Here is a 25,996-nt window from a genome sequence, read left to right on the forward strand (position 1 = left end):
GACAACAGACAAACGGGCCACCGGCTACTGGATAAGCCTCAGGTTTTCTAACCCGCTTACCTTCCTGATCAATCTTCCGGTATGCCCAGGAAATAACGCAAACCGGACAGGTTGTCCGTGGTGATCATGCCGTCGCTGTATTCCTTGAGGATCTCCTTGGGGCTGAAGGCAATGGCCAGGCCCGCATTTTGCAGCATGAAGCGGTCGTTGGCGCCGTCTCCCACGGCCACGATCTGATCTTTGGTAATGTTCTCCAGGCGTGCGATCTCGATGAGGATTTCTCCCTTGCGCTCCGCATCGATAATTTCCCCCTTGATGCTGCCGGTCACCTGCCCGTTTTCTATCTCGAGCTCATTGGCGTAAACGTAATCGAGCCCCAGGCGCTGCTTGAGATAATCGGTGAAAAAAGAAAACCCGCCTGAGATCACGCCCACCTTGTAGCCCATGAAGTGGAGCGTGGAAATCAGATCCTCGGTACCGGGTGTCAGGTGGATCGATTTCGTCAGGGATTCCAGCTGGTCGGTGGTCAGGCCCTTCAGCAGGCTCACCCTTTTTCTGACCGCATCCTTGAAATCCAGGTTCCCGCTCATGGCCTCCTCGGTCATGGCCTTTACGTCGGCGCCCACGCCGGCGACCTCCGCCAGTTCGTCAATGACCTCCCCCTGAATAATGGTACTGTCGCAGTCGAAAACGACCACGCGCTTGGGTTTCTGAAAGCGATCGTATTTTCTGAGGGAAACGTCCAGACCGGTCTTGCCGGAAAAGTCATAGAACATCTTGCGCAGGGCGGCGATATCCGCCACATTCGACGTGTCCACGGTGATCTCCATGGCAATGTATTCACCGCGCGCAATCATCTTGATGGTTTCAATGTTGATATTTTTTTCGGAAAAAATGCCGGACACGCCGGCCACAATGCCCGGTCGGTCGCGTCCCATCAGGGTAAACAGCATCAGGTGCTTGTTGACGATTCTGCGGCCCTCCTCGTACGGTTCCACCCGCAGGCCCAGGTTGAAATCGGCGCCCACGGGCTCGACAGCCTTCATCATCTCTTCGTAGCCGATGTCGGACGTACTCATATCCACCACCAGAAACATGGTGAAGTGCCCCCGCACGGCACGGGCCTCCACGTCCACGATATTGATTTTTAGCCCGGCAAGGACACTCGTCACCGAGTGGACCAGCCCGGGCTTGTCCTTTCCCACCGCTGAAATGACATACAAGGTGTTCATCTGATAAAGCCCTTGAATCAAATGAGTTTGTTGTGTTTTTTTTAGTTCGTTGTGTTTTTTGTGTTTATTGAGTTAACGGCAAACCCACCAACCCAACAAACCTGCTAACCCAATGAACCCAACAAACCTACGTTTCTGTCTAAATACGTTTGGCTCTGCCGGTATGTCAATTATAATTTTTTGCGATATTTTGTGTTTAGCACCAAATGTCTTGCACAAGATGTTGTTGATCACCCCCTGAAGGCATATGCAGGTCGCCGGTGTCGATTGCCCTGTTTTACATCAGACGGTGACAATCGGCAGACGGCGCTTTACAGCCGTATAAGGGGGACGGTACGGGGGTTGCGGTTCCTGCCGCCGTTCTGCAGGGGGTGAGACGCTTGCATTCCGCACCAGGCATGCTTATTATGTTGGTCATTATGAAAGAATACAGCGAAAAAATACCGACCCCCAAGGAACTCGAAAAAGAACTGGGCGACTTTCTTTCCAAGAAGTTCGGCGGCAATGTCAAGGTGGCTACCCCCATCCTGATGCAGCACGAAAACGCCGACGACAGCGAGCAAGCCAAGCCGCCCGAAAAGCGCAAGATCAATTTCGAGCTCAAGCCCGAGGACCTGGTGGCCTACCTGGACCAGTATATCGTCAAGCAGGACGATGCCAAGGCCATTCTCTCTACCAAAATATGCACTCATTTCAACAGGATAAAACGATATCAGCAGTTCCCGGATCAAACGAGTGAGATGGTGGGCAGCATTAAAAACAACGTGCTCATGATCGGACCCACCGGTGTTGGCAAGACCTACATGATCAAGCTGATCGCCAAGAAGATCGGCGTGCCATTCGTCAAGGGTGATGCTACCAAATTCAGTGAAACCGGCTATGTCGGCGGTGATGTCGAGGACCTGGTCAGGGATCTGGTGCGGGAGGCGGACAATGACATCGAAAGGGCCCAGTACGGCATTGTCTACATCGACGAAATCGACAAAATCGCTTCCAGCCACAACCTGATCGGGGCCGATGTGTCCCGTACCGGGGTACAGCGGGCCCTGCTGAAACCCATGGAAGAGACCGAAGTGGACCTCAAGGTGCCCCACGATCCCATATCCATGCTTCAGGAAGTCGAACGCTTCAGGAAAACGGGAAAAAGGGACAAAAGTACCGTCAACACCAAAAACATCCTTTTCATCATGAGCGGGGCCTTCACCGGCCTGGTGGAAATTATCAACAAACGTGTTGCCGCCAAGGGAATCGGTTTCGGGGCCAATCTGCCGAAATCGATCGAAAATACCGATGTTCTTTCCCAAGTCAGGTCCGAAGACCTGATATCCTTTGGCTTCGAGTCGGAATTCGTGGGCAGGCTTCCCGTCAGGGCGGTATTCGAACGCCTGACCGAAGACGACCTCTACCTCATACTGAAAAATCCAAACAATCCGATCATTTTAGGGAAGAAGCTGGACTTCGCCGCCTATGGCATCGATGCCGTATTCGAAGACCAGGCGCTTCATCTGCTGTCCAAAAACGCCTTCCAGGAAAACACAGGCGCCAGAGGCCTGGTGAGCGCCGTCGAGAATGCCCTGCTGCCGTTTGAAAAAAAACTGCCATCCACAGAGGTGGGCAGGTTTGCCATCACCCGGGGGGTCATCGATGCACCCAAACAGAGCATGGAGCGCATTCTGGACAAAGGCAGGCGATCGGATAACGACGGCATTTTCGAAAAACTGGCCGAGGAGGAGCGGCAATCCATAGTGGCCTATCTCGAAGACAATCAGAACAACATCATCAACAAGCACAAAATGGACCTGACGGCCTCCCGCAAAAACCTGGTCGCGGAATGCTATGCCGCCAATCCATCGGATATCGACAGCATTATTAAAAAAATCAAATCGTATCACAGTCAGATCAAGACCATCGAACTCTACTTCCTGAAAAATCACGACATCAACATCGTGCTCGAAGAGGACGCCATCGACTTTATCATCGAAAAGGTGATCCACGGACAGATCGAACTGAAGGATGTCTACAAAAACCTGTCCAATGATTTTGAGTACGGCCTGAAACTGGTCAGGGACAAAACCGGCCGCAACCGCTTTTTCATTACCCGTGATGCATTGCATTCCCCTGAGACCTATGTCGGCGAGTTGATCAACCTGCACGCCAAATCACTCCCAACAGGGGAAGAAAAATAATCAATCACGAAAACACGAACGGATTATACAATGATCGGAATATCGAAACTCTATTGTGGAACCGTAGAGCCGTCGGATGCATTGCGTTACGGGCGTCTGTCCTCTTCACTTCCCTCCCACCTGCTGCAGTTTTCCGCCGACAAGCGACCCGTTGTCGTCTGGAATGTCACCCGCCGGTGCAACCTGAAGTGCGTACACTGCTATGCGCATGCCGAGGACCGGCATTTCGCGAACGAACTCTCTTTCGATGAGGGCAAAACCCTTATCGACGACCTGGCAGGATTCGGTGTGCCCGTGCTGCTTTTTTCGGGCGGGGAACCCCTGGTCCGCAAGGACCTGCCCGACCTGGCCGCCTACGCCGTGGACAAAGGCATGCGGGCGGTGATTTCCACCAACGGGACGCTCATAACGGCCGAACTGGCCCGGACGCTGAAAGATATCGGCCTATCTTACGTGGGCATCAGCCTGGACGGAATGGAAAAGATCAACGACCGTTTCCGGGGGGTGCCGGGGGCCTTCGGCAAGGCCATGCAGGGCATTCGAAACTGCCAGGCGGCCGGCATCAAGGTCGGGTTGCGCTTCACCATCAACAAGGCCAATGTAGGGGAGATCCCCGCCATCTTCGACCTCCTGGAGGAAATGGACATACCCAGGGTGTGTTTCTACCACCTGGTTTACGCCGGCCGGGGCTCCACCATGGTGGATGAGGATCTTTCCCACGCAGAAACCCGGGCGGCCGTGGACCTGATCATAGACCGTACCAAGGACCTCCACGACAGGGGCAAACCCAAAGAGGTACTGACGGTGGACAACCATGCAGACGGGCCCTACCTCTACCTGAGGCTGCTGAAGGAAGACCCGCAGCGCGCCGGAGAGGTATTTGACCTTCTGAAAATGAACGAAGGCAACAATACCGGCCGCGGCATCGGCTGTGTTAGCTGGGACGGCAGCGTTCACCCCGACCAGTTCTGGCGTCACCACAGTTTCGGCAACGTGAAAGACAGACCCTTTTCCGAAATCTGGACGGATCTGTCCGACCCCCTGATGGCAAAACTGAAGGAGAAAAAGAATCATGTGACCGGCCGTTGCGCCGCCTGCGGATGGCTCGACATCTGTGCCGGCAACTTCAGGGTTCGCGCGGAAGCGGTTTACGACGACATCTGGGCACCGGACCCGGCGTGCTATTTGACAGACGCCGAAATCCAGAAAACGGAGTGACAATGGCATCGGCCTTAACCCTTAAACCTTGAACCTGATACCGAGGAAAACAACATGCTGTTTCCAGACTACAGAGGCCGCCGCATGCGGCAAAGCAAGGCGTTCAGGCGCATGGTGCGCGAAACCGAGCTGTCGACGTCGAATCTGATCTATCCCCTTTTCGCCGTCAATGGAAAAAACGTCGAAACCCCCATTCCGTCCATGCCCGGACAGAGCCAGATGTCCATCGACAAACTGGTGAAAACGGCCGGAGCGGCCTACGATCTGGGCATTCCGGCCATTATGCTTTTCGGCCTCCCCGATAAAAAGGATGCGCTGGGCACAAGGGCATATGCCAAGGACGGCATCGTTCAACGGGCGGTGAAAGCCGTCAAGGACAAGCTCCCCGACCTGGCTGTCATCACGGATGTCTGCCTGTGCCAGTACACGGACCACGGACACTGCGGCATCATTGACGGCAATGTCATAGACAACGATGCCAGCCTCGACCTGCTGGCCAGAACCGCCCTCTCCCATGCGCAGGCGGGGGCCGACATGGTGGCCCCGTCGGACATGATGGACGGACGGGTTGCCGAAATACGCAACACCCTGGATGAAAAAGATTTCAGCCACGTCCCCATCATGGCCTATGCAGCCAAGTATTGCTCGTCCTATTACGGCCCTTTTCGTGAAGCCGCGGATTCGGCCCCCCAGTTCGGCGACCGGCGCACGTACCAGATGGACCCGGCCAACGTGCTGGAGGCCATTCGTGAAGTGACCATGGACGTCGAAGAGGGTGCCGACATCATCATGGTGAAACCCGCCCTGGCCTATCTCGATGTCATTTGCCGGGTGCGTGACGAAATCGACCTGCCCGTGGCCGCCTACAACGTGAGCGGCGAGTATGCCATGATCAAGGCCGCCGAAAAACTGGGTTGGCTGGACGGTCCGAAGGTAATGATGGAAACCCTTACGGCCATCAAGCGTGCGGGAGCCGACCTGATTCTCACCTATTTTGCCATGGATGCGGCCAAGGTGCTGCACGATTGAAGCAAACGCAGACCAATAAATATCGAACCACAAAGGCACAAAGGGCACAAAGCGATACCCCATTGGAAACAAGGAACTGAAAAAACCAATGTCCGACAAAAAACACCCCCATGAGGACCGGAAAAGCAGCCCACCGCTCCGGTTGGTGGCATGGGAAATAACCCGAAACTGCAACCTCTCCTGCGTGCACTGCCGTGCGGCTGCCACCATGGGGCCCTATGAAGGCGAACTGGACACGCAGGCCGGCCTCAGGCTTCTCGACCAGATCAAAGGCGTAGGGGACCCCATCATCATCCTCACCGGGGGGGAACCGCTGCTGCGCCCCGACATATTCGAAATTGCCCGTTACGGGACCGATCTGGGGCTCCGGATGGTAATGGCGCCCAACGGAACCCTGATCACCAGGGAAATGGCCGGGAAAATGGCCGGGGCGGGCATAAAGCGCATCAGCATCAGCCTCGACGGTGCCACGCGCGACGTCCACGACCGGTTCAGGGGGGTGGAGGGAGCCTTTGACGGCGCCCTGCATGGGATCGAGTTGGCCAAAGAGGCCGGCATCGAGTTTCAAATCAACACCACCATCACCAAGTCCAATCTCGACCAGATACAGGCCATCCAGGACCTCGCCGTAAAACTGGGTGCCGTGGCGCACCACATCTTTCTGCTGGTGCCCACCGGCAGGGGAAAATACATTGTCGACAAGGAAATCAATGCCCTGGAGTACGAGGAAACCCTCAATTGGTTTTACGATCAAAGAGGGCAGACGCCGCTGCAGCTCAAGGCCACCTGCGCACCGCACTATTACCGGATTCTCAGGCAGAATGCCAAGAGAGACGGTGAAAAGGTAACCTTCCAAACCCATGGCCTGGACGCGGTCACCCGTGGCTGCCTGGGTGGCGTGGGTTTCTGTTTCATTTCCCATACCGGCATTGTGCAGCCCTGCGGCTTTCTCGATCTCAACTGCGGCGACATCACCCAAAAGCCTTTCCAGGAAATCTGGAATGATTCGGAAATCTTCAGAAATCTGCGTGATTTTGACGCATTGAAGGGGAAATGCGGGGCATGCGAATACCGCAAGGTGTGCGGCGGATGCCGGGCCAGGGCCTACGAAGCCACCGGCGACTACATGGCGGAAGAGCCGCTGTGCAGCTACCAGCCGGCTCAGACCTAAACGGCGCCAGGCACGAGGCGCAAGGAACCTTCAGAGCGCCTGGCACCCAGCGCTCTAAGCCCTGCGCCGTATACCCTATGCCGTGAAACGTGGAGCGAACCGCACGTCTATCGTCTTACCTCTACCGTTTCACGCTTTTTTGGAAGTGTCCCCTATACCGTGAACCGCATACCGTGTACCGCATCCCCTTTACAATCCCTTGACATGCAAACGATTCTTATCTATTCTCTCACCGAACTGCCTGATGCCCTCATGGTGTCGGGACAACCTTTTCCACACCGTTACTCTTAATCTTGAACAGCGTATTCGTGCAATGAAGCAACCAGGACCCCGCATATGCCCGGCAATCCTTTTCCTCGTGATACTCTTTGCCTGCATGGCCACTGCTGCTTTCGCCGCGGAGCTTCAGGAAATCAGAACCGGGAAAAAAAGTGGTTTTACACGCATCGTTTTTGAGTTCAACGGGCCTGTCCGCTACCTGGTAAAAGAGAGCCAGGGGGCGGGAAAGCTGCTGTTGACCTTCACGGAATCGACATCCGGGCCAGGGGCTGGCAAAAAGATTGCGTTGGCCCCGCCTATCAAGTCCATCACGGTTCAAGCGAAGGGGAAAAATCTGAAAACCGGCATAGACCTTGCCACTCCCCAGTACCGCATGCAGGCGTTCACCTTGACCGAACCGGACAGGGTGGTCTTCGACCTTTACCCTCTAGCACCTGCCGCATCCGAGGTGCGGCTGAACCGGATGGTTGTGAAAGCGTCGATGCGAGGCGATGGCGGCGCGGAAAAAACGGAAATTGAATCACCGGCTGAAACGGCGGAAAAAAGTCCCAACACAGCGGCTCCCGAACAGGCCGCCTCCCCGCCCCCCGCGGCGGAGGCCCCCGGGGGCAAGCCCGGCATCCAAAAGCCGCGGCGAACGGCCGAAGTGCCAAGCCGGCAACCTGCACCGCAAATGGCTGCCGGCCCTGAAATTGCTCCGGCAGCGGTCGCACCCGCCCAACCCGCCGGCAAACAAGCGCCAAAGGCCCCGGAAACGGCACCGGCTGCACCGAAGCCGTCGCCGGCATCCGGCACCATGAAGCAAGAGGTGCAGACAACCCCGTCGGGAAACTTCCAGACCTATCTGATCGCCGCCCTGGCCGTCATATCGATTGTCATCTTTGCCCTGATCGGAATGCTGCTTTTACAGAGGAAAAACACTGCCGGCCGGACCCGGCGCATCGACTCCGGAGAGGAATTGAAGACAACCGCCGACATCATGGCTTCCATCGATGCGAAAATCAGGGAAAAATTCAAACAATACGAGGAATCGAATCCCAAGGGAGCGGACTGATGGCGGGAAAAGATCAAGAGGGGTTCGACCTTGGACTCTCGGACGAGGAAAAAGCGGACCTGGAAAGCATGATCAGCGACTTCAGCGCCGATCGAACGCACGCCCCGAACCGCCCGGCCGGGGGCGATCCTCTGGAGCAGGTGGCGGCACTGCAGGATAAAATTTATCAACTGAGTGATATCGTAATAAAGATCAATAAACGCATCGATGCGTTTTATGATATTATCCGCTTGATCCATCAAAAAAGCGAGATCATGAACCGGCGCATCGATGCCCTGATCGGTCACGGCGGAGACGAACGTGCCGACCGGAAATGATATTCCAAATTCGAAGATGGTGTGGTTGAGCAGCCAAGAGCGCCGCAGCCATGGTGAACCCCGGGGGACAAAGATTGAATTCTCAAAATGAATCGTACGAAAGAATTCTTGCCCGCATCAAAGAAGGAACGATTATCATCAACGAAAGGGAAAAGTTCGAGCACCTCCTGAAACTGTTTCCCGAAAAAGCGTCCCTTCACAGGGCCTTTGCCGATTTTCTCGCAAAAGAGGGGGCGCGGGACGAAGCCGTTCGGGTATATGAACGATCCGCCAAGATGTACCTCGATTCGGGCAGGAGCCTGCAGGCCATCGTGGCCACGATACTGGCATGGAGCATCAACAAACCCACCCACGATCAGGGCCGGGTTTTCCACGCCGCCGTGCAGGCATCCAAATCTGCCGAAACGCCCCTGCAGGACTTTTTTTCCGCTTTCACCTATCCGGAGCTGGTGGCCGTCATGCTGAGACTGGTGAGGGTCCATTTCCCGGCCAATCATGCCGTCAAGAGCTTCGGAGATGAAGCGAACGAACTGTTTTTCATCGTGTCCGGCACCCTGAAAGAAACCACCTACCGCACCGACGGCGATGATGAATCCGGCGACCAGGCACTGGTGCGGCACCTGTCCGATAACGACATCTTCGGAGACATATATCCCCTCGATGCGGAACACCGTTCGAGATCGGACGTTGAAACACTTACCCATGTCGAACTGGTCAAAATTTCCAAACAGGTACTTCAGCAATTGTGCCGGAAACACCCAAGGGTGGAGCTCCTGCTGACCGACCTTTACAGGAACCCCAGCGAAACCCTCGACGGAAGAATGTGGACAAGCGTTCGGCGGGCGGTGAGGTACGAAATCCCCACGAAGGTCAAACTCAGCATCCTTCCACAAATGGAGAACGCCCCCCCTATCGACACGGAGGGACTCACCAGGGATATCTCTCTGGGCGGTGCGTGTGTGGATATCGGTGACCAGCATCTCGCGACCCCCTTGAAGGCGTTTGAAAATGCCGCCGTGAACGTTGAAATCAGGCTGACCGGAGAGAATGTGACCCTGAAAATCGCCGGGAACATCGCCTGGAGCGTAAAATTTATCGAGAACGCTAACACCCGTTTACTAGTGGGCATCCGCTTCGAAGCTTTAAACGATTCAGAACGGAGGGCCCTGGAAAAATACTGCCTGCAGGGAAATGCCGAACAGAATCTGCTCTGGAATCTGTGGGATGACTTGGTGAAAGGATAGCCTTGTGACTGATAACCATGCGGAACAATCGCCGGTAAAACCTAAAATATGGGCCGTCGGTGGCGGAAAAGGAGGGGTCGGGAAAAGTGTTCTCAGCTCGCTTTTTGCGCTTTGGCTGGCACAGATAGGCAAACGCACCATCATCGTCGACGTGGACCTGGGCGGCGCCAATATCCACACGCTGCTGGGGATCAAAAGCCCCACCCACACGATTAACGACTTCATAACCAAAAAAGTCGGCAGCCTGGGAGATATCTGCATCGAAACAGGCGTGCCCAACCTGCGCCTGCTCAGCGGTGCGAGTGAAATTCTCTCGCTGGCCAATCTCCAATTTGCCCAGAAAGTGAAAATCATTCAGGGCATCGGGCAGTTGGATGCCGAGTATGTGGTTCTGGACTTGGGGGCGGGAACGTCCTTCAATGTCCTCGATTTTTTTCTGATTGCCCACCGGCAGATTGTCATGCTCACCCCCCAACCCATATCCATTCAGAATTCCTACGCCTTCGTCCGCAACGCCGTGTATCGGAAATTGAGCCGTCTCACGAGCCAGAAACCGGGTATGCTGTCCATCATCAAATCGGCCATGGATCCCAAAAACGAATTGAACGTGAGAACCGTCAAAGAGTTGTTTCGGGTTATCCGGGACGACGGGGGAGCCGAAGCAGCGGATTTTCTAAAGGGAGAACTGGCTACGATCCGCCCGGCGCTGGTGACCAATATGGTCCGCAGCCGCAGGGACAACAACGCCGGCAGCATCATCCGGCTGGTTTCGGAGAAATATTTGATGATCGAACCCGTGGATATGGGGGGCGTCGTTTACGACAAGCGGCTGAATTCGCTCGTATCGAGCATGACACCGCTCTCGCAGATCGACAGGTCGAGCGAAGCCTTTGCCGGGGTGCACGAGATAACGTCAAAACTGCTGTGAAAAACATGCTTTGAACTCACAATTGAAAAATTCCCACCCCGGATAAACCGGAAAAGATAAAGATCATTATCTATTGCTTGTCATGTTGTTTTAAAACCGTGGGGCCAACCTATCGGTATGGTGTCCTTGAACATCTCGAAGCGATGGTTTTAAAGCCCGGCGGTTCTTATACCCATTGCCATAAGTATGTTCCGATTGAAACTCGAAATAGGGGCTGTCCGGAACCATTTTCCGGCAACCACTAAAGACGGCATCGGGAAAAGCCGACGCTTACAATACCCCGCGGTTCTGCCTTTCCCAGTAGCGCCGGTACACCACATTCTCACGCTTGTCGACCGCAGCGGCCCCGACGCGTTCGATCCATTCACGCGTCATTTTCCTGGCCTTTTCGAAGGCGGTCCTTGACACCTCCCACCTGGCTTCCGGCGTTGCGGAAGCAGCCTGTTCCACAAACCGTCCCTCCAAAAGGTCTCGTTCGCGCTTGTAGAGGGCTATTCTGTTGTTATAATCTTCGATGACCAGCCGGTGCAAATTTTCATGGAACCACCACAGGCTCTTGGCGTCATAAACGGCGCCGGGTGCCGGCCCGATGTCGGGCAGGCCGCATTCGTCGATCCAGACCGGCTTGAAAATGCCGGTGCAGGGCGCCGAGGTCCCGGTAACCCATACCGTTTGCCGCGTCGCTTTGAGATGGGCGACGAGGGAGCCCGTCGTCTGGGCCGCATCTCTGGAAAACGGGTTGGCGGCATGCGCACACAACCGGTCGAGGAACAGGTGGGCGCCCGGCCGATACGTCGTATCCGGGCCGTGGTCCCGCAGGATGCGCATGGCCATGCCGGGAGCGACGGATTTGGCCCGCCGGCTCATCAGATGCATGGCGCGCGACCGACGCTTCCCGCTGGCGGAAAAGGTGGTGTAAAACCAGTCTGCGTAGCATTTGGCGAAATGAAACGTGGTCCTTTTTTTCAGCCACCCCTTCTTCCTGGCAACGGAAATCAGGTCCGGATGCCCCTCGTCATAGGTTTCACCGATGGTCAGTCCGTTGCTGATGCTGTATCGGCTTTTCACCCTCAAGGCGGCCCACAAGGGGCCTGCCGTTTCCAAGACCCAGGCCCTTTGTGCATCGGCGATGATATAACTGTTGTGATAGAAAAGGCCCTTGTTTTTGTACCCGCACGCCCCCCCCTGCCCGTGGTCGGCAAGAAGCTGCACCATCACCTCCAGGGCCCTGTCCGCCGTTCCCGAGCGTTCGAGCGCGAGCCGCAGGATGTCCATTCCCGTCAGGCCGCCGTTCCGTTCCCGGGGCATTTTGGTAAAAACGGCCTCGTTGCCGATAACCACCCCTTTTTCGTTGGCGCCCATTTCGGCCCCCCACATCCAGAACGGTCTTGAAATAACGGTCGCAAGCGTCTCCTGGACCTGGGGAACCTCGATGTAGGTGCACGTCGCCTGTTCGCCCTTTGGGTGTGCGGCGGCCGGGTGATATTCCAGGGACTGGGCTTCATTGGGTTCACGGTCGCTGTTTTTGCCGAACAGTACCGAACCGTCCGTCGTGCTGTCCGGCATGATGATGAAAGTGTCACACATACCTGTCTTCCGCGTGTTTTGTTTAGTATTTCGTGTTTCGTGTTTGGTGTTTCGTGGCTAATGATACTTGATCATTGGACATTGGAACCCTCGAGCCCTTTTTGTCCAATCAGCGCACAATCTTCCCCGGCAGAATGAATTCGTACCTTTTGCGCATCAGTTTGGTCGTCAGCCAGCGGTCCACACGCCGGAAAGCGGAAAAAAGCATCCAGATCATTCTGTCTTCCCGGTAGTACTTTTCGATCGCTTTTTCCGTCAACGGCTTCTGCTCAACGTCAAGATAGCCGTTGAAGACGTCAATCGTGCCGGGAATCAGATCCGGGCACTGTTCCTTGTAGAGATTGGCGGCAATGTCAATAAATACCATCCTCAAGTCATAGTAACGGTTCATGACGTCGTCCAGAAACAGCCACCGCAGTATCCATCGTAAAAAAAGCGGCGCACTTTTCAGCAGCGGCTCCGGATCCATTTGTTCGATTCCCCCCAACCTGAATAACGGCGTGCTGGTGTCGATATAGGTCAACCCGGCTTCTTTTTCGCCGCCCGTGCGAACCCAGTTGGAAATCTGGCCATCGAGTGCCAGCTCGACCTCGGGTGTGGAAGCGGCATTAAAACGCCACACCCCGTCGACTGCCCGGGCCACCTGCTCCATCAACGCGTAGCAAGCATCCCTTTCAAGGTTGTGAACGAGCTTGTGAGCGAACCGTTCCGCAGGCAGCCATTCCTGGGCGATATAGACCACCACCGGGCGGCCGGGAACAGGCACAACGGCCGTATCGTGTTCGGGAAGATTCAGACCGGCATCCCGAAGAAGCCTGCAGTAGTGCCGATACACGCTGACATACGTTTCGGCCGAAGACCTGTCCGAAAACAAGGGCATGCGTTTGTACGCGGTTCTTTCATCGCCCTCGATTTTGAATATCGCAGAGATTTCACCGTAGCCCAGTAGCGTTGCCGGGACCCTCGATCGTTCTATTTGCTGGGGGTCCAGGCCGGCCTCGAAACGCGTTAATAGCTCCGTATCAATTTTCATCCGCTGTTAATTCTTTCCAAATATGTTGTGCCTGTATTCTTACTAGTCGTAATTAACGATTGTCTAAAACGAAATCCCTTGCCTGGGAAACGGCCTTTTCCAGCCTTTCGGCAACCCACGGCACACGTTCCCTCTCCATGATCAACGGCGGCAGCAGTTGACACACGGAGGGGTCATTGTTGGCATACACCATCAGCAGGTCGTTGTCGTAGGCGGTTTTACTGACCACCTGCCCGGATATCTCCCCTGCGAACACCAGACCCATCATCAGGCCGAGCTGCCGGAAACCGATTAAAAAATCCGCGTATTTCTGCTGAAGGACGGCCACGCACCGCCGGAATTCCCCGGCCAGTTCGACGACCCTGTCCAGGAAGGCCGGATCGGAAGAAATCTCCAGCACGCGTCCGGCAACACAGCACCCCGGTTCGGCTCCGCCAAAGGTGGAGATATGCACGAAAGGATCCTTGTGGAATATCCGCTCCAACGGCTGCCGCAACACAGTGGCCGTTATGGGATACAACCCGCCGGACAGTCCCTTGCCAAGCACGACGATGTCCGGAACCACATCGAAGTGTTCAAATCCCCAGAGGCGTCCTGTTCTGCCCAGCCCGGTCTGCACCTCATCGAGAATGAGCAGCGCCCCTTTGCGGGTGCACAGTTCCCGCACGCCGGACATGTATTCTCTGCCGGGAACGACCACGCCCATCGTCGCCGGCACGGTTTCGAGAATGACGGCAGCTGTATCAGGCCCCACGGCCGCTTCCATACAGTCCAGGTCGCCGAACGGAACCTGTTCGAACCCGGTGGAAGTCACGCCGAAAGGATCCCTGTACCGGGGATCGCCTGCGGCCAGAGCAAGCCCGGTATGGCCGTGATAGCCCCCTTTCGCCGAAACGACTTTCCCGCGCCCCTGCCAGGCCCGGGCAACCTTTATCGCCAAATCAATCGCTTCCCCTCCGGAAACGCCGAACACCGTGTAATTCAGATCGGCCGGCATGCACCCGGCGATTTTCTCCGCAAGTTCGCCCCGTACGCGGCTCATGAGATGATGGTTGCCGATGTCGAACTCGTCAAGGCTTTGCTTTAAAAGTTCTATCAACTCGGGGTTTCGGTGGCCCAGGTTGAAGACGCCGCCGTTGCAGTGCAAATTGAACAGTTTTTTGCGGCCGTCCATATCCGCCAGAAAGGCCCCCTCCCTGTCCCCCATGACCAGGTCCATCCCCAAATTGATGAAAAAATCTGCTTTGCCGGAGGAAACATGGTTCCGAAAGCGTCCTATGGCCGCCTCTTTCTCTTCGGTATGCATGTGCTGTTTTCCCCTCTTTGAATTCCCGTCATCTATGGTTGTTCACTGGGCGTAATTGAACACTCCCCGCAGCAAGCTGCGGGGAATGCGCTCGCCATCTCGGTTCAATTGGCTGTCATTCATTGTCGCCAATTGCTTCTCGCCAATAACTGCAATGAATTATGCCGAAGGCAAATTACGCACCCGCAACTACCGCCCGATCGCATTCAACACCAGGGTAATGGGCCGATCCTCCTCACTCTTGCCGGCAAAGCGGATGGGGCCCGGTTTTCTGAAGTGATCTTCACCGGGGGCGGCGGCCAGCCACTCCTCACGGCATGCCCTGGCCACTCTGAATGCATTGGAATCGATATCGACGATGCTTTTTTCTATCACCAGCTCCAGCTTTCCCTTGCGCTCTTCAAGATGCATCAGGGGGGCTATGGGAATGCCGATGGGCTCCCACGCGGAAAATTCCTTTTCCAGATTCCTGATTGCCGCCATCTGGCCGGTGGCCCCATCGGCTATCAGGTTGAACACGGTCAATCCCAGATTATAGGTGTATATGCAGTCGAAGCGCGTGGGGTCGCTCCCCCGCCCGTCGTAGCCGTAAAAGTGAGTCTGGGTTTTGAATTCCGGAACGGACTTCTTGTAAATCTTGCGGACAGCATCGGGAATGGATTCGTTCTTATCCAGTAAATTGGCCGCTTCCAGCTCCTGCGTCAGGGTCTTGACGGATATGATCGATTCTTTGACCAGAAGATAAGGGGCGTCGCCATAATTTGCAAACAGGACCGGCCCGAACAGATCAGGCTCGAGCCCCCCCCTGCGCAGGGTCTTTCGATAGTATTTCTCCTCGATGCCGTTTTTATAGCGCCCCTGCTCTTTTAAGATATCCAGGTAATCCCTGACCATCCCCATGATTACCTTGTCGGTCTCCACCTGTGAAAACTGGAAATTGCCGTGACTGTCCCTTTCCGTCAGCAGTCCCTCCTGAAAGAACAAAGGGAGGTCATTGAAAAGATCTTCGTCCCGGCGGTTCCAGACCATAATCTTGTCTTCCTCTTCCGACTGCCTGGCCATCCGTCTTAAAAATTCGAGTTTGTCCTCCAGAAAAGGGTGGGTTTTGTGAAAATCCCGGTCATGGGTCGCATTGAAATCGGCGATAATGGTGTTCAACTTGAGGATGAACACCTGAATTTCGTTGACGAATTCCAGAATGCCTTCCGGAATGACGATCACACCGTATTTTTTGCCTGCCGCGGCGCGTTTTACGATGCCGTTGCATATCACCCGCGAAAGGTGCCTGAGGGTAATACCATAAGCGCTGTAGTCGGTCGCATTCCCTGAAACCGCCCGTTCCAGCCGGCGCCGGTCCGTGTAGTCGGCCAGGTCCTCGCCGATGAGCGTCATGCTGGCATGGGTCTGCAGGGCGACTTCGAGAGCCAGGTGGCTGGCAACGCGGCCCATGACCTTGCAGATGTGCCAGTACTTCACGTCGGAACTGCAATCCGTGCACAGGTTGCCGATGGCATTGGAAAAGGCCCTCGCGGCCGTGTGGAATCCAAAGCTCATGGCGCACAGCACCTTTCCGTTGCTGTCCCTGACCTGGATATCGCCGTCAATGGTTTTGGGAACGCCGATCACCTGTATGCCGTCCGCCGCCATCGCCTGGGCCAGGAAAGCCGCGTTGGTATTGGAATCGTCCCCGCCCACGACGACCAGAGCGTCCAGGCTCAGCTTCCGGCAGGTCTCGCGGGACAGGGCCATTTTTTCGCTGGTATCGATCTTGGTCCGACCCGTCTTTATCATGGTGAAACCGCCCAGGTTCCGGTAGGCATCGACCATTTCCCCGGTGATTTCGACCACCTCGCTCTCGATGATGCCGTCCGGTCCCAGCAAGAAACCCATGACGGCATTTTCCGGGTTGGCCCGCTTGGCGGCGTCATAAATGCCGGCAATGACATTGTGGCCGCCGGGCGCCGGCCCTCCCGAAAAAACGATCCCGATCCTGCGCCGACGGCGATATTTTTTTTCGTCTTCACCGCCCGGCTTGTCCTTTCCCACGATGCGTTGCACCTGGTTGCCGATAATATCCGGCAGCTGTTTCCGTGCCTCGCGATCGATCTCGAAACAATAGGCGTCATCCGCCTCGAGTCCGGTCACCGTCGAGGTGAATACCTCACACATGGGCGGTCTGTAGGCGGTTCTTTCGACAAATTCGGCGTTTACCTTGTCGACTGCCCGGACGACTTCGGGGTGGGCCATTAATTTTTCCGTGGACAACGCTTCGGGAATGGTCATACTCGAACCTCCGTTTCATAAAAAATTGTGTTCGGTGACTATAAAATATCGGGCAACCATTTACAATATCTCATATAACCTTCGGCAAAACAACGAGTCCCCGGGTTCAATTCAGGGCGCCGATATTCGAAATGCCGGAGGTTATCGATCGGTTGTACCGAAGCAGATTCACGTCAACCGCTATAAAAGGTTTACAATACCGATATTATAGTATAATGGTTAATTTTGTTTTGGCACGAGACATCAGTTCCTTTAACTGTGCTTAAGTTGAAATCAGGTTCTGGTCATTCCAAAATCCCAAAAACGTAAGGAGGCGAAACATGAAGAGAGGATTATTGACGGGGCTTTTTGCCATTGCCGTGCTGGGGCTCATTTTTTCAACAGCGGTATTCGGTGCGGACATCGAGCTGGCAAAAAAATCGACGGTCGAAAAGGTCCTGAAAAGGGGTGAACTGCGCGTTGGATTCGAATCCGGCTACGTTCCGTTTGAAATGACCGCCAAAACCGGCAAGTTCATCGGTTTCGATATGGACTTCGGCCGCCAGTTGGCCAAGGCCATGGGCGTCAAGTTCGTACCGGTCAACATTGCCTGGGACGGTATCATTGCCGGACTCGTGACGGACAAGTTCGACATCATCATGGGCGGCATGACGATCACCCAGGAAAGAAACCTCAAAATCAACTTTGCCAACCCCTACATCGTCGTCGGGCAGACCATCCTGTTGAATAAAAAACACGAAGGTAAAGTCCTTTCCTACAAAGACCTGAACGACCCGAAATACATCCTGACTTCCAGGTTGGGAACCACCGGTGAGCAAGCCATTAAAAAATACATCCCCAAAGCAACCTACAAGGCTTTTGAAAGCGAAAGCGAAGCCGCCCTGGAAGTCATCAACGGCAAGGCCGATGCCATGGTCTACGATCTGCCCTTCTGCGGCTACATGTACGGCAGCCAGGGCAAAGGCAAGACGGTTTTCCTGAACAAGCCCTTCACCTACGAACCGCTGGCCTGGGCCATCAACAAAGGCGACCCCGACTTCCTCAATTTCCTGAACAATTTCCTCAGGCAGAGCAAGGGGGATGGGTTCTATGAAAAAGTCTACAACAAATGGATCATCGGTTCGGACTGGAAAAAAGAGCTCGAGTAATAACTGCCAGCAATTTTCCCTCACAGTTGCACAAACGACATGGGCAACCTGTCTATTTGCAACGTCGAGGTATTGGGCGTTAATTTTGCTGACGCCCTGAATAAGGCCGGCTGATCCCGTATGAACGAGATCGGCCGGCCTTGTGGCATTTGGGGAATGTAGCCCGCGGCCGGTCGAACGACCCGAGATGGACCGCCGCCCATTTTTAGCCCTTAGCCCTGAAATTCAAAACGTGGCACCATGACTAAAAATTCCCAAAAACAAAAAATACAAAAGCCCCCGGGCTACAACAAGTGGGTGGGTGTCTTCGTTGTTTTTGTCCTCGTGTTTGTCGGCCTTTTCTATTATGCGACCCAGAAAATCGAATACGTCTGGCGCTGGAACCGCATGCCGATCTACTTCGCCTACGAGGATACCATCGAAATCACTTCGGGACTGGATGGAGAAGTGGTCAACCTGCGAGTCGAGGGTGACGACACCATCGTAACCGTCCAGGAATTCGATGAAAAAGCCGCCTACCGCGTCCCCACTCAGGGTTTGAAGGTCGGAAGGGGCGATATGGTCTCCATCGGGGACGTGCTGGGCTCCTACACCAAGTGGAAACCCGGGCTCCTGATGATCGGCCTCTGGATTACCCTTAAGCTCAGTGTCATGGCCACGATTTTCGGCATTATCATCGGTGTCGCCGGGGGCCTGGCCAGGATCTCCTCCAATCCGGCCTTCAAATGGATCAGCATCGTCTATGTCGAAATCATCCGGGGCACCCCCCTGATGGTGCAGATCCTGATCTGGTACTTCGTTCTGGGAACCGTTATCAACGACCTTTTGGCCGCCTACGGTTTGGGCAGGCTTTCCGCTTTCTGGTACGGCGTGGCCTCTCTGGCCTGTTTTGCCGGCGCCTATGTCACCGAAATCGTGAGGGCCGGCATCCAGTCCATCCATCGGGGCCAGACGGAAGCCGCACGCTCCGTGGGCATGACCTACGCCCAGAGCATGTATCACATTATTTTGCCCCAGGCCATGCGCAGGATACTGCCCCCCCTTGCCGGTCAGTTCATCAGCCTGATCAAGGATTCTTCGCTGTTGGGAATCATCGCCATCCGGGAACTCACCAAAGCTGGAAGGGAAGCGGTCAGTGCCAGCCTGCAGCCCTTTGAAATCTATCTGGTGGTGGCGGTACTCTATCTTGTTTTGACATTCACCCTTTCCATGTTCGTGCAACATCTCGAGAGGAGGACGGCCACAAAGTGATTGACATCCAGCATGTTCACAAAACGTTTCACATCCCCCACGACGTCAAGGCCCTGGTGGATGTTTCGGCCAACGTAGCCGCCGGTGAGGTGGTCGTGGTCTGCGGCCCCTCCGGTTCCGGAAAAAGCACTTTCTTAAGATGCCTCAACCGCCTGGAAAAAGCCGATTCCGGTCACATCATCATCGACGGCATCGATGTCCTCGACCACAAGACCAACATCAACAAGGTCCGCGCCGAAGTCGGCATGGTGTTTCAGTCCTTTAACCTTTTCCCGCATAAAACCGTCTTTGAAAACGTCAGCCTTGCCCAGACGGTCGTCCGCAAACGCTCCAAGGACAAGGCCAAGGAAAAGGCCATGTTTCTGCTCAACAAGGTCGGCATTGCCGACAAATCCAAAGCCTACCCGGACAACCTGTCCGGAGGGCAGCAGCAGCGGGTGGCGATTGCACGCGCCCTGGCCATGGATCCCAAGGTGATGCTTTTCGACGAACCCACTTCGGCCCTCGACCCCGAAATGATCGGGGAGGTGCTCGACGTCATGAAAACCCTGGCAAAGGAAGGCATGACCATGGTGGTGGTGACCCACGAAATGGGATTTGCCCGGGAGGTGGCGGACCGGGTCATCTTTATGGACGCCGGCGCCATCGTGGAAGTCGGCACTCCGGAACACTTTTTTACCAATCCGGGGCACGAAAGGACCAAGCTTTTTCTCAGTCAGATTTTGTAAAGATCCATTTTACGTTTTAGCTCCTTACGAGTTTAAATGACAGCAAAACACGCACATCTTCATGGTCTTTTTCGTGTTTTCGTGATAAATGATCTTTATCTTTTCCGGTTTATCCGGGTTGGGTGCTGGGCATTAAGCGGCGAAAAGCCGGATGCAAGGCGCATCTTAAAACCTAACACCTGAAACGTAAAACGAAATATCCACATCTTGTGCCTTTTATACGGCAAACCCACTCCCCCTTGTGTTTTTTCTTTACAAGCCGCCCTATATCTGCTAAATTACCCGGGATAATGTCAGGCGCAAAAAGATCTGTGACCGGGAACCGCTCGCCTGCGGCACGACAACCCCCATTTTTGCCTGTTTTGTGCCTCGGGCGCAGCGGGAATCTTAAAAAAGCGCCGGCTACAAATGCATAAAGAAAAAAGCAAGAGGAGATCTCCATTCCATGAAGCTTAAAAAGCTGGAAATATCAGGTTTTAAATCCTTCCCGGAAAAGGCCGCCATCGAGTTCCCGACCGGTATATCTGCCGTGGTGGGCCCCAACGGCTGCGGTAAAAGCAATATCGTCGACGCCCTGCGCTGGGTGATGGGTGAGCAGAGCGTCAAGCAGCTCCGGGGCAAAGCCATGGAAGACGTCATTTTTGCAGGCACACGGGGAAAGGCCCCGTTGAACATGGCGGAGGTGTCCTTGACGCTCCTCAACGACAACGGTTCGGCACCCGAAGAGCTGAAGGATTTTGCGGAAATCAATGTCACCCGGAGGCTCTACCGCTCAGGGGAAAGCGCCTATTTCATAAACCGGCGTCCATGCCGTCTGAAAGACATCCACAATGTGTTTATGGGAAGCGGTATGGGCGCCAAGACCTATGCCGTCATTCAGCAGGGAAACATCGGGGCCATCACCGATGCCGGCCCCGAGGATCGCCGCCTGTTCATAGAAGAAGCCGCCGGTGTAACGCGCTATAAAAATCGAAAAAAGGAAGCCTTGCGCAAGGTGGCCTCGACCAACCAGAATCTTTTGCGGGTCAACGATATCATCGTTGAAATCGAGCGCCAGATGGCCGGTCTCAAACGACAGGCACGCAAGGCGGAGCGTTTCAAGAAATATAAAACAGGCGCCAGGGAGTTGGACATCCGGCTGGGGTTGCACTATTTCGATGATTATGCGGCCAAGATCAGGGAAACCGCCGCTCTTTTGGAATCGCAAAGGGACAAAGACATTCAGCACACCTCGCAACTGAAAAAAATCGACGCGGCCGTCGAAGAGATCAAGATGCGACGCTGGCAGAAAAACCAGGAGATATCAAACCAAAAGTCAAGACAGTTCGACATCCAACGCAGACTGGACCGCACGGAATCAGACCTGGCCCACCTGAAGGAGGAAATCGAGAGACTGGGCACCGAGGTCATTGAGCTGGAGTCCGCCAAAACCGACCTGAAAGAGAAGAATCAGAGCATCCTGACCGAAATCGATCAGGTAAAATATGAAGCCGGTGCCGTCAAAACCGAAAAAGAGGACGTTCACCGCCGGTTGGAAAGCGAACGGGAGGTGGTTCAAAAAAACAAAGAGCGTCTGGAAGAGTTGAACCGCCTGCTCGACAGCCATAAATCGACCCTGATGGACCTTGTCGCCCAGGAGGCGCGCTTCAAGAATATTTACCAGAACGCCACCAACAACAAAGAGAGTCTGCGGCGCAGGCAGAAGCGCACCGACCAGGAAACGGCCACCGCCGAAAAAAAGGTTTCCGCCCAACAGGCGGAGGTCGATCTGATCGGAGAGGATCTCGAGCAGCTGAGGGGCGAAATCACATCCGTCAAGGAGGAAATCCAGGCGGTTGAGAAAAAGCTCGCCGAAAGAAGCCAGGCATTTGCCGGTCAGGTGAAGCTGGCGCAGGGCATTGAACTGGAGCAGAACAGGGTAAACTCACAGTATGCCGCCCTAAAAAAAATGGAAGAAAGCTATGCCTGGTACAAGGACGGCGTCAAGGCTGTCATGCAGGCGGCCCGAACCTCTGCAGATGGCAAGAGGCCTGAAAATGCGGAATGGAACCAAAAGCTCGCCGGCAATGTTCTGGGGCTGATGGCGGACATCCTCGTGCCGGAACCCACTTATGAAGCCGCCGTGGAAGCGGTTCTAGGCGAACAGCTTCAGTATATCATCGTCAAACAGCAGACCACGGGAGCGGATGCCATCGACTACCTGCAAACCACAGGGAAAGGACGCAGCGGATTCATCCCGCTGCCGGACGTCAAACGCCTGGCCTCCGAAAACATGCAGGGACCGGAACCCGGCAAACTGCTTTTGAATCGCGTATCGGTGAAAAAAGGATTCGAAAACGTCGCCCAGGCACTGCTCGGTCATGTGGCCGTTACCACGGATATGGCCGAGGCCCTCGAACTTTTTAACCGCAACGGGCGCCTGCAGACCATCGTCACCAAAAACGGCGACGTCATTTCCCACCAGGGTATTATCATCGGCGGCACCAGGGAAAAACTGTCCGGCATCCTTTCAAAGAAACAGGAGATCAAACGGCTTTACCAACGTGAAAGGGAACTGGCCCAAAAGCTTCTGGCAGCCCGGGAGCGGCAATCCGAGCTGGAGGAAGCGGTAAAGGAATCCGAGGACAAACTGCAGCAGCGCCTGGAAAGAAAGTATGACCTGTCCGAGGAAGAGGTCGAAAAGGAAAAGAGCCTGTACAAGGCCACGGAAAGCCTCAAGCATACCCGGCGTCATCTGGACGTTCTCAGGCTCGAACAGGAACAACTGCTGGGCGAGGAAAGCGATATCGATGCAGAAATGTCGCAATACAACCAGGCAATTGCCGATATCGAAAAACGCGTCACGGAAGCCCAGGCCGCGGTAGCGGAAACAAAAGTGCAAATAGAGACGGACTCCCGCGAAGCGGAATCCTTCAACCAGGCCCTGGTTGAATTGAAGCTGAAACTGACGTCTCTGGATGCCCGGCTGGACAACAGCAACCACACCCTCAAACGCCTCGAAGAATTCAGGCAGGACGGTCTGGTCAGGATCCAACAGATTGACGGGGAAATTGCCGCCAAAACCCGTCGTTTGTCGGACTCGAAAGAAAAGATCGTGCGTCATGAACAAAGCGTTACCGAACTGTACGAAGAACTCAATCAGCTAAGCCGCACACTTGAACTCAACGAGTCGAATTACCTCGAAATCGAAACGGAGCTGAAGAAAAACGATGACCTTATCTCCGGCATCCAGAACGAAAGGGAGGAAACGCTCCAAAAAATTCGACTGCTCGAGATCGAACATTCCCAGCAGAAAATGCAGCAGGAAAACATCGGCAGCCGCCTGAAGGAGCGCTACCATTCCGACGTCGGGCAGCTGCGGTTTCAGTTTCCCCCATCAGCGGACGAGGAGCCGCTCGACATAGAAGCCATGGAAGGTGAGTTGGAAAAACTCCGCAAAAGAATGGCCAGAATCGGCGACGTCAACCTGGGGGCTATCGATGAGTATGACCAGCTAAAAAATCGCTACGACTTTCTGGTTGAACAGAGGGACGACTTGATGAAGGCCATCAATGACCTGCATCGGGTGATTAAAAAAATCAACAGGATCACCCAGGAACGCTTTACCCAAACCTTCGATGCCGTCAATGAAAAGCTGAAAGAAGTGTTTCCCCGCCTGTTCGAGGGGGGGGCGGCCAAACTGACCCTGACCGAGCCGAACAATCCGCTGGAAACCGGGGTGGAATACATGATTCAACCCCCCGGAAAAAAGCTGACCCGCATGAGTCTTCTGTCGGGAGGGGAAAAGGCCATGTCGGCCATTGCTTTCATTTTTTCCATTTTCCTGATCAAACCCACATCCTTCTGCCTGATGGACGAAATCGATGCGCCCCTCGATGAAGCCAATGTTTTTCGCTTCAACGATCTGCTGAAGGTCATCGGGGAGAAATCCCAGATAATCATGATCACCCACAACAAGCGCAGCATGGAATTTGCCGACACCCTGTTCGGAATCACCATGGGGGAAAAGGGCGTTTCGAAAGTCGTTTCGGTGAATCTCGCCAAACAGCAAGCCGCATAATTTTTTCAAGGCCGTAATCGTAAACAAACCGCAGGATAGCTGTGTTTTAAATTCTTTTCCTGATTTTCTATACGTAAAACTTGAAAAATTATTAAAAAATAAAGGAAACTATACCGTTTTTTATAAATTTTCAGATTCAAATAAATGTGTTATAAAAAATCACGATAGTGTTTGCCAGAATACCGTTCCGTATGCCATGAGCGGGTGGCGGGATTGTTTTTCAAAGCGTCATATCAAACCAAGGCATACCCTGTGCCCGCCGGATTGTTGATGAAAAAATACAGATTTTTAATAAAATCAGCTAGCGGAGACATCACCAATCCGGCAGGGCACTCCGACAGCCGTGCAGATTATCGATGATATGGTGCTTTGAAAAACAATCCCGCCACCTGCCAATCCAATGTTGAAACGAAACATGTATATGGCAAATGCTCAAAATCATGGCATATGAAAATGGTGTGGAGAAAAAATGGCATTGAAATGGTTCAAAAAGAAGACGCGTGACGATAAAGGGCTGACAACCGCGGGGGACGCGTCAGACGAAACAGAAATATCTGATGAAACGCTAACCGAAGAAGCTGAGGCCGACCACCGGGAAACACCGGCTGCGGAAGCCGTGAACGACACGACCCGGCCCGCAGCGGCGGATCCCTCCGGGGAACGTTCTGGAGAAAAGGCCGCACCCCCGGAAGATGAAACGGAAATAAAACCGGATCAAAATGCGGGCGATGAACCGGAGAAAAAGAAAAGCTTCTTCAAACGCCTCAAGAAAGGCCTGTCCAAAACCCGCGACATTTTAACCACCGACATCGACGACCTTTTCACCGGGAAAAGAAAGCTGGACGAGGATCTCCTAGAGGAGCTCGAAGAGCTGCTGATCACCTCGGATATCGGTGTGGCCACCGCCATGGAGCTCATCGAAAGCATTTCCAGAAAATCAGGCAGCATCAAGGATGCCGCCCAGCTCAAAAGCTTTCTGAAGAAAGAAATTCTGAAAACCATGGGCACCATCGAAACGTCTCCGGAAACCACGGACGCAAAACCCCACGTGGTCATGGTCGTGGGGGTCAACGGGGTCGGCAAAACCACCACCATAGGGAAACTGGCCGCCAATCAGCGCGCCAAAGGAAAAAAGGTGTTGATCGCCGCCGCCGACACGTTCAGGGCCGCCGCCACCGAGCAGCTCTCCATATGGGCCGAACGGGCGGGTGCCGACATCGTCAAACACAGGGACAATGCCGATCCCGCCGCCGTGGCTTACGACAGCCTCGAAGCCGCCCAGGCCAGAGACACCGACGTCGTACTGATCGACACCGCCGGAAGGCTGCACACCAAGGTGAATCTGATGGAAGAAATCAAGAAGATCAAACGCACCGTCTCAAAAAAAATTCCCGGCGCTCCTCATGAAATTCTGCTGGTTTTAGATGCCACCACGGGCCAGAACGCGATCTCCCAGGCAAACCTGTTCAACGAAGCCCTCGACATCACGGGTCTCGCCTTGACAAAATTGGACGGGACCGCCAAGGGCGGCATCGTCGTGGGCATCTGCAGCACCCTCAACATCCCGCTGAAGTATATCGGCGTCGGTGAAGGGATCGATGACCTGCAACCCTTCGACCGGGAAACATTTGTGGAAGCGCTGTTTCAATAGGTGACATCGAATCCCGGGAACTCGCCGATGTAGTCCTGCCAGGTGATACGCACGTCGTCCACCCTGGATAGGCGCGGCCCCTGCCGGCACCAGCCCAGAGCGGCATCGACATCGGCCTGCTCTCCTTCGAAAACGGCCTCCACCGACCCGTCGCGTTTGTTTCTGACCCAGCCCGATACGTCGAGGCGCTCCAGGGCCCGGCAGGTTTCCATGCGAAAACAAACCCCCTGGACCCTGCCGGTGATAATGGCATGCGCACGAACTTTATTTCCCATATCGGCCTCCTTGTAG

The 25,996-nt window shown here is 54.7% G+C and carries 19 protein-coding genes; 13 read left to right on the forward strand and 6 right to left on the reverse strand.

Translation table 11 applies throughout. The features are described from left to right. Positions 1 to 68: 68 nt before the first annotated feature. Positions 69 to 1,232, reverse strand: a complete 1,164-nt coding sequence (serB, locus tag LJE94_03165) for a phosphoserine phosphatase SerB (protein MCG6909109.1) — start codon at positions 1,230 to 1,232, stop codon at positions 69 to 71. Between the two features lie 419 nt (positions 1,233 to 1,651). Here serB and LJE94_03170 point away from each other — a divergent pair, with 419 nt between their 5' ends. The 8 genes from LJE94_03170 (at position 1,652) to LJE94_03205 (ending at position 10,658) form a co-directional block, all read left to right on the forward strand. Next, on the forward strand, positions 1,652 to 3,418 hold the full coding sequence (locus tag LJE94_03170; protein ID MCG6909110.1) for an AAA family ATPase: 1,767 nt from the start codon (positions 1,652 to 1,654) through the stop codon (positions 3,416 to 3,418). 30 nt (positions 3,419 to 3,448) lie between these two features. Further along, the gene (gene ahbC / locus LJE94_03175; GenBank protein ID MCG6909111.1) at positions 3,449 to 4,636 is read left to right on the forward strand and encodes a 12,18-didecarboxysiroheme deacetylase; all 1,188 of its coding nucleotides are present in this window, start codon (positions 3,449 to 3,451) and stop codon (positions 4,634 to 4,636) included. Positions 4,637 to 4,690: 54 nt separating this feature from the next. After that, the gene (gene hemB, locus LJE94_03180; GenBank protein MCG6909112.1) at positions 4,691 to 5,665 is read left to right on the forward strand and encodes a porphobilinogen synthase; all 975 of its coding nucleotides are present in this window, start codon (positions 4,691 to 4,693) and stop codon (positions 5,663 to 5,665) included. Positions 5,666 to 5,753: 88 nt separating this feature from the next. Next, positions 5,754 to 6,836: a heme b synthase gene (ahbD, locus tag LJE94_03185; GenBank protein MCG6909113.1), complete on the forward strand. Its 1,083-nt coding sequence runs from the start codon at positions 5,754 to 5,756 to the stop codon at positions 6,834 to 6,836. Positions 6,837 to 7,149: 313 nt separating this feature from the next. After that, the gene (locus tag LJE94_03190; protein ID MCG6909114.1) at positions 7,150 to 8,169 is read left to right on the forward strand and encodes a hypothetical protein; all 1,020 of its coding nucleotides are present in this window, start codon (positions 7,150 to 7,152) and stop codon (positions 8,167 to 8,169) included. Beyond that, positions 8,169 to 8,486 carry a hypothetical protein gene (locus LJE94_03195; protein ID MCG6909115.1) on the forward strand — a complete coding sequence of 106 codons (318 nt, stop codon included), beginning with the start codon at positions 8,169 to 8,171 and terminating at the stop codon, positions 8,484 to 8,486. Before LJE94_03190 ends, LJE94_03195 begins: the two co-directional genes overlap by 1 nt. 74 nt (positions 8,487 to 8,560) lie before the next feature. Next, positions 8,561 to 9,730, forward strand: a complete 1,170-nt coding sequence (locus LJE94_03200) for a cyclic nucleotide-binding domain-containing protein (protein MCG6909116.1) — start codon at positions 8,561 to 8,563, stop codon at positions 9,728 to 9,730. A 4-nt stretch (positions 9,731 to 9,734) separates the two neighbouring features. After that, positions 9,735 to 10,658 (forward strand): P-loop NTPase, encoded by a 924-nt coding sequence (locus LJE94_03205; GenBank protein ID MCG6909117.1) that lies wholly within the window; start codon positions 9,735 to 9,737, stop codon positions 10,656 to 10,658. A gap of 270 nt (positions 10,659 to 10,928) precedes the next feature. Here the strand turns inward: LJE94_03205 and LJE94_03210 are convergent, their stop codons facing one another. From LJE94_03210 to LJE94_03225, 4 genes are all read right to left on the reverse strand, one after another. Next, positions 10,929 to 12,245, reverse strand: a complete 1,317-nt coding sequence (locus LJE94_03210; GenBank protein ID MCG6909118.1) for a C69 family dipeptidase — start codon at positions 12,243 to 12,245, stop codon at positions 10,929 to 10,931. Positions 12,246 to 12,354: 109 nt separating this feature from the next. After that, positions 12,355 to 13,278 (reverse strand): DUF6206 family protein, encoded by a 924-nt coding sequence (locus LJE94_03215; protein ID MCG6909119.1) that lies wholly within the window; start codon positions 13,276 to 13,278, stop codon positions 12,355 to 12,357. Positions 13,279 to 13,330: 52 nt separating this feature from the next. Next, a complete protein-coding gene (locus LJE94_03220) occupies positions 13,331 to 14,584 on the reverse strand; it encodes an aminotransferase class III-fold pyridoxal phosphate-dependent enzyme (protein ID MCG6909120.1) in 1,254 nt (417 codons plus the stop codon). Positions 14,585 to 14,773: 189 nt separating this feature from the next. Beyond that, a complete protein-coding gene (locus LJE94_03225; GenBank protein ID MCG6909121.1) occupies positions 14,774 to 16,867 on the reverse strand; it encodes a 6-phosphofructokinase in 2,094 nt (697 codons plus the stop codon). A gap of 320 nt (positions 16,868 to 17,187) precedes the next feature. Here LJE94_03225 and LJE94_03230 point away from each other — a divergent pair, with 320 nt between their 5' ends. From LJE94_03230 to ftsY, 5 genes are all read left to right on the forward strand, one after another. Beyond that, on the forward strand, positions 17,188 to 18,015 hold the full coding sequence (locus LJE94_03230; GenBank protein MCG6909122.1) for a transporter substrate-binding domain-containing protein: 828 nt from the start codon (positions 17,188 to 17,190) through the stop codon (positions 18,013 to 18,015). 240 nt (positions 18,016 to 18,255) lie between these two features. After that, positions 18,256 to 19,266 (forward strand): amino acid ABC transporter permease, encoded by a 1,011-nt coding sequence (locus LJE94_03235; GenBank protein MCG6909123.1) that lies wholly within the window; start codon positions 18,256 to 18,258, stop codon positions 19,264 to 19,266. Next, a complete protein-coding gene (locus tag LJE94_03240; GenBank protein MCG6909124.1) occupies positions 19,263 to 19,994 on the forward strand; it encodes an amino acid ABC transporter ATP-binding protein in 732 nt (243 codons plus the stop codon). The genes LJE94_03235 and LJE94_03240 overlap by 4 nt, the downstream gene beginning before the upstream one ends. 445 nt (positions 19,995 to 20,439) lie before the next feature. After that, on the forward strand, positions 20,440 to 24,054 hold the full coding sequence (gene smc, locus LJE94_03245) for a chromosome segregation protein SMC (protein MCG6909125.1): 3,615 nt from the start codon (positions 20,440 to 20,442) through the stop codon (positions 24,052 to 24,054). Positions 24,055 to 24,523: 469 nt separating this feature from the next. Beyond that, the gene (ftsY, locus tag LJE94_03250; protein ID MCG6909126.1) at positions 24,524 to 25,705 is read left to right on the forward strand and encodes a signal recognition particle-docking protein FtsY; all 1,182 of its coding nucleotides are present in this window, start codon (positions 24,524 to 24,526) and stop codon (positions 25,703 to 25,705) included. Here ftsY and LJE94_03255 read toward each other — a convergent pair. Then, entirely contained in the window at positions 25,699 to 25,980 is a 282-nt protein-coding gene (locus LJE94_03255) for an acylphosphatase (GenBank protein ID MCG6909127.1), read from the reverse strand. The genes ftsY and LJE94_03255 overlap by 7 nt on opposite strands. Positions 25,981 to 25,996: the final 16 nt, after the last annotated feature.

The organism is Deltaproteobacteria bacterium (assembly GCA_022340465.1).
Lineage (GTDB): Bacteria > Desulfobacterota > Desulfobacteria > Desulfobacterales > B30-G6 > JAJDNW01.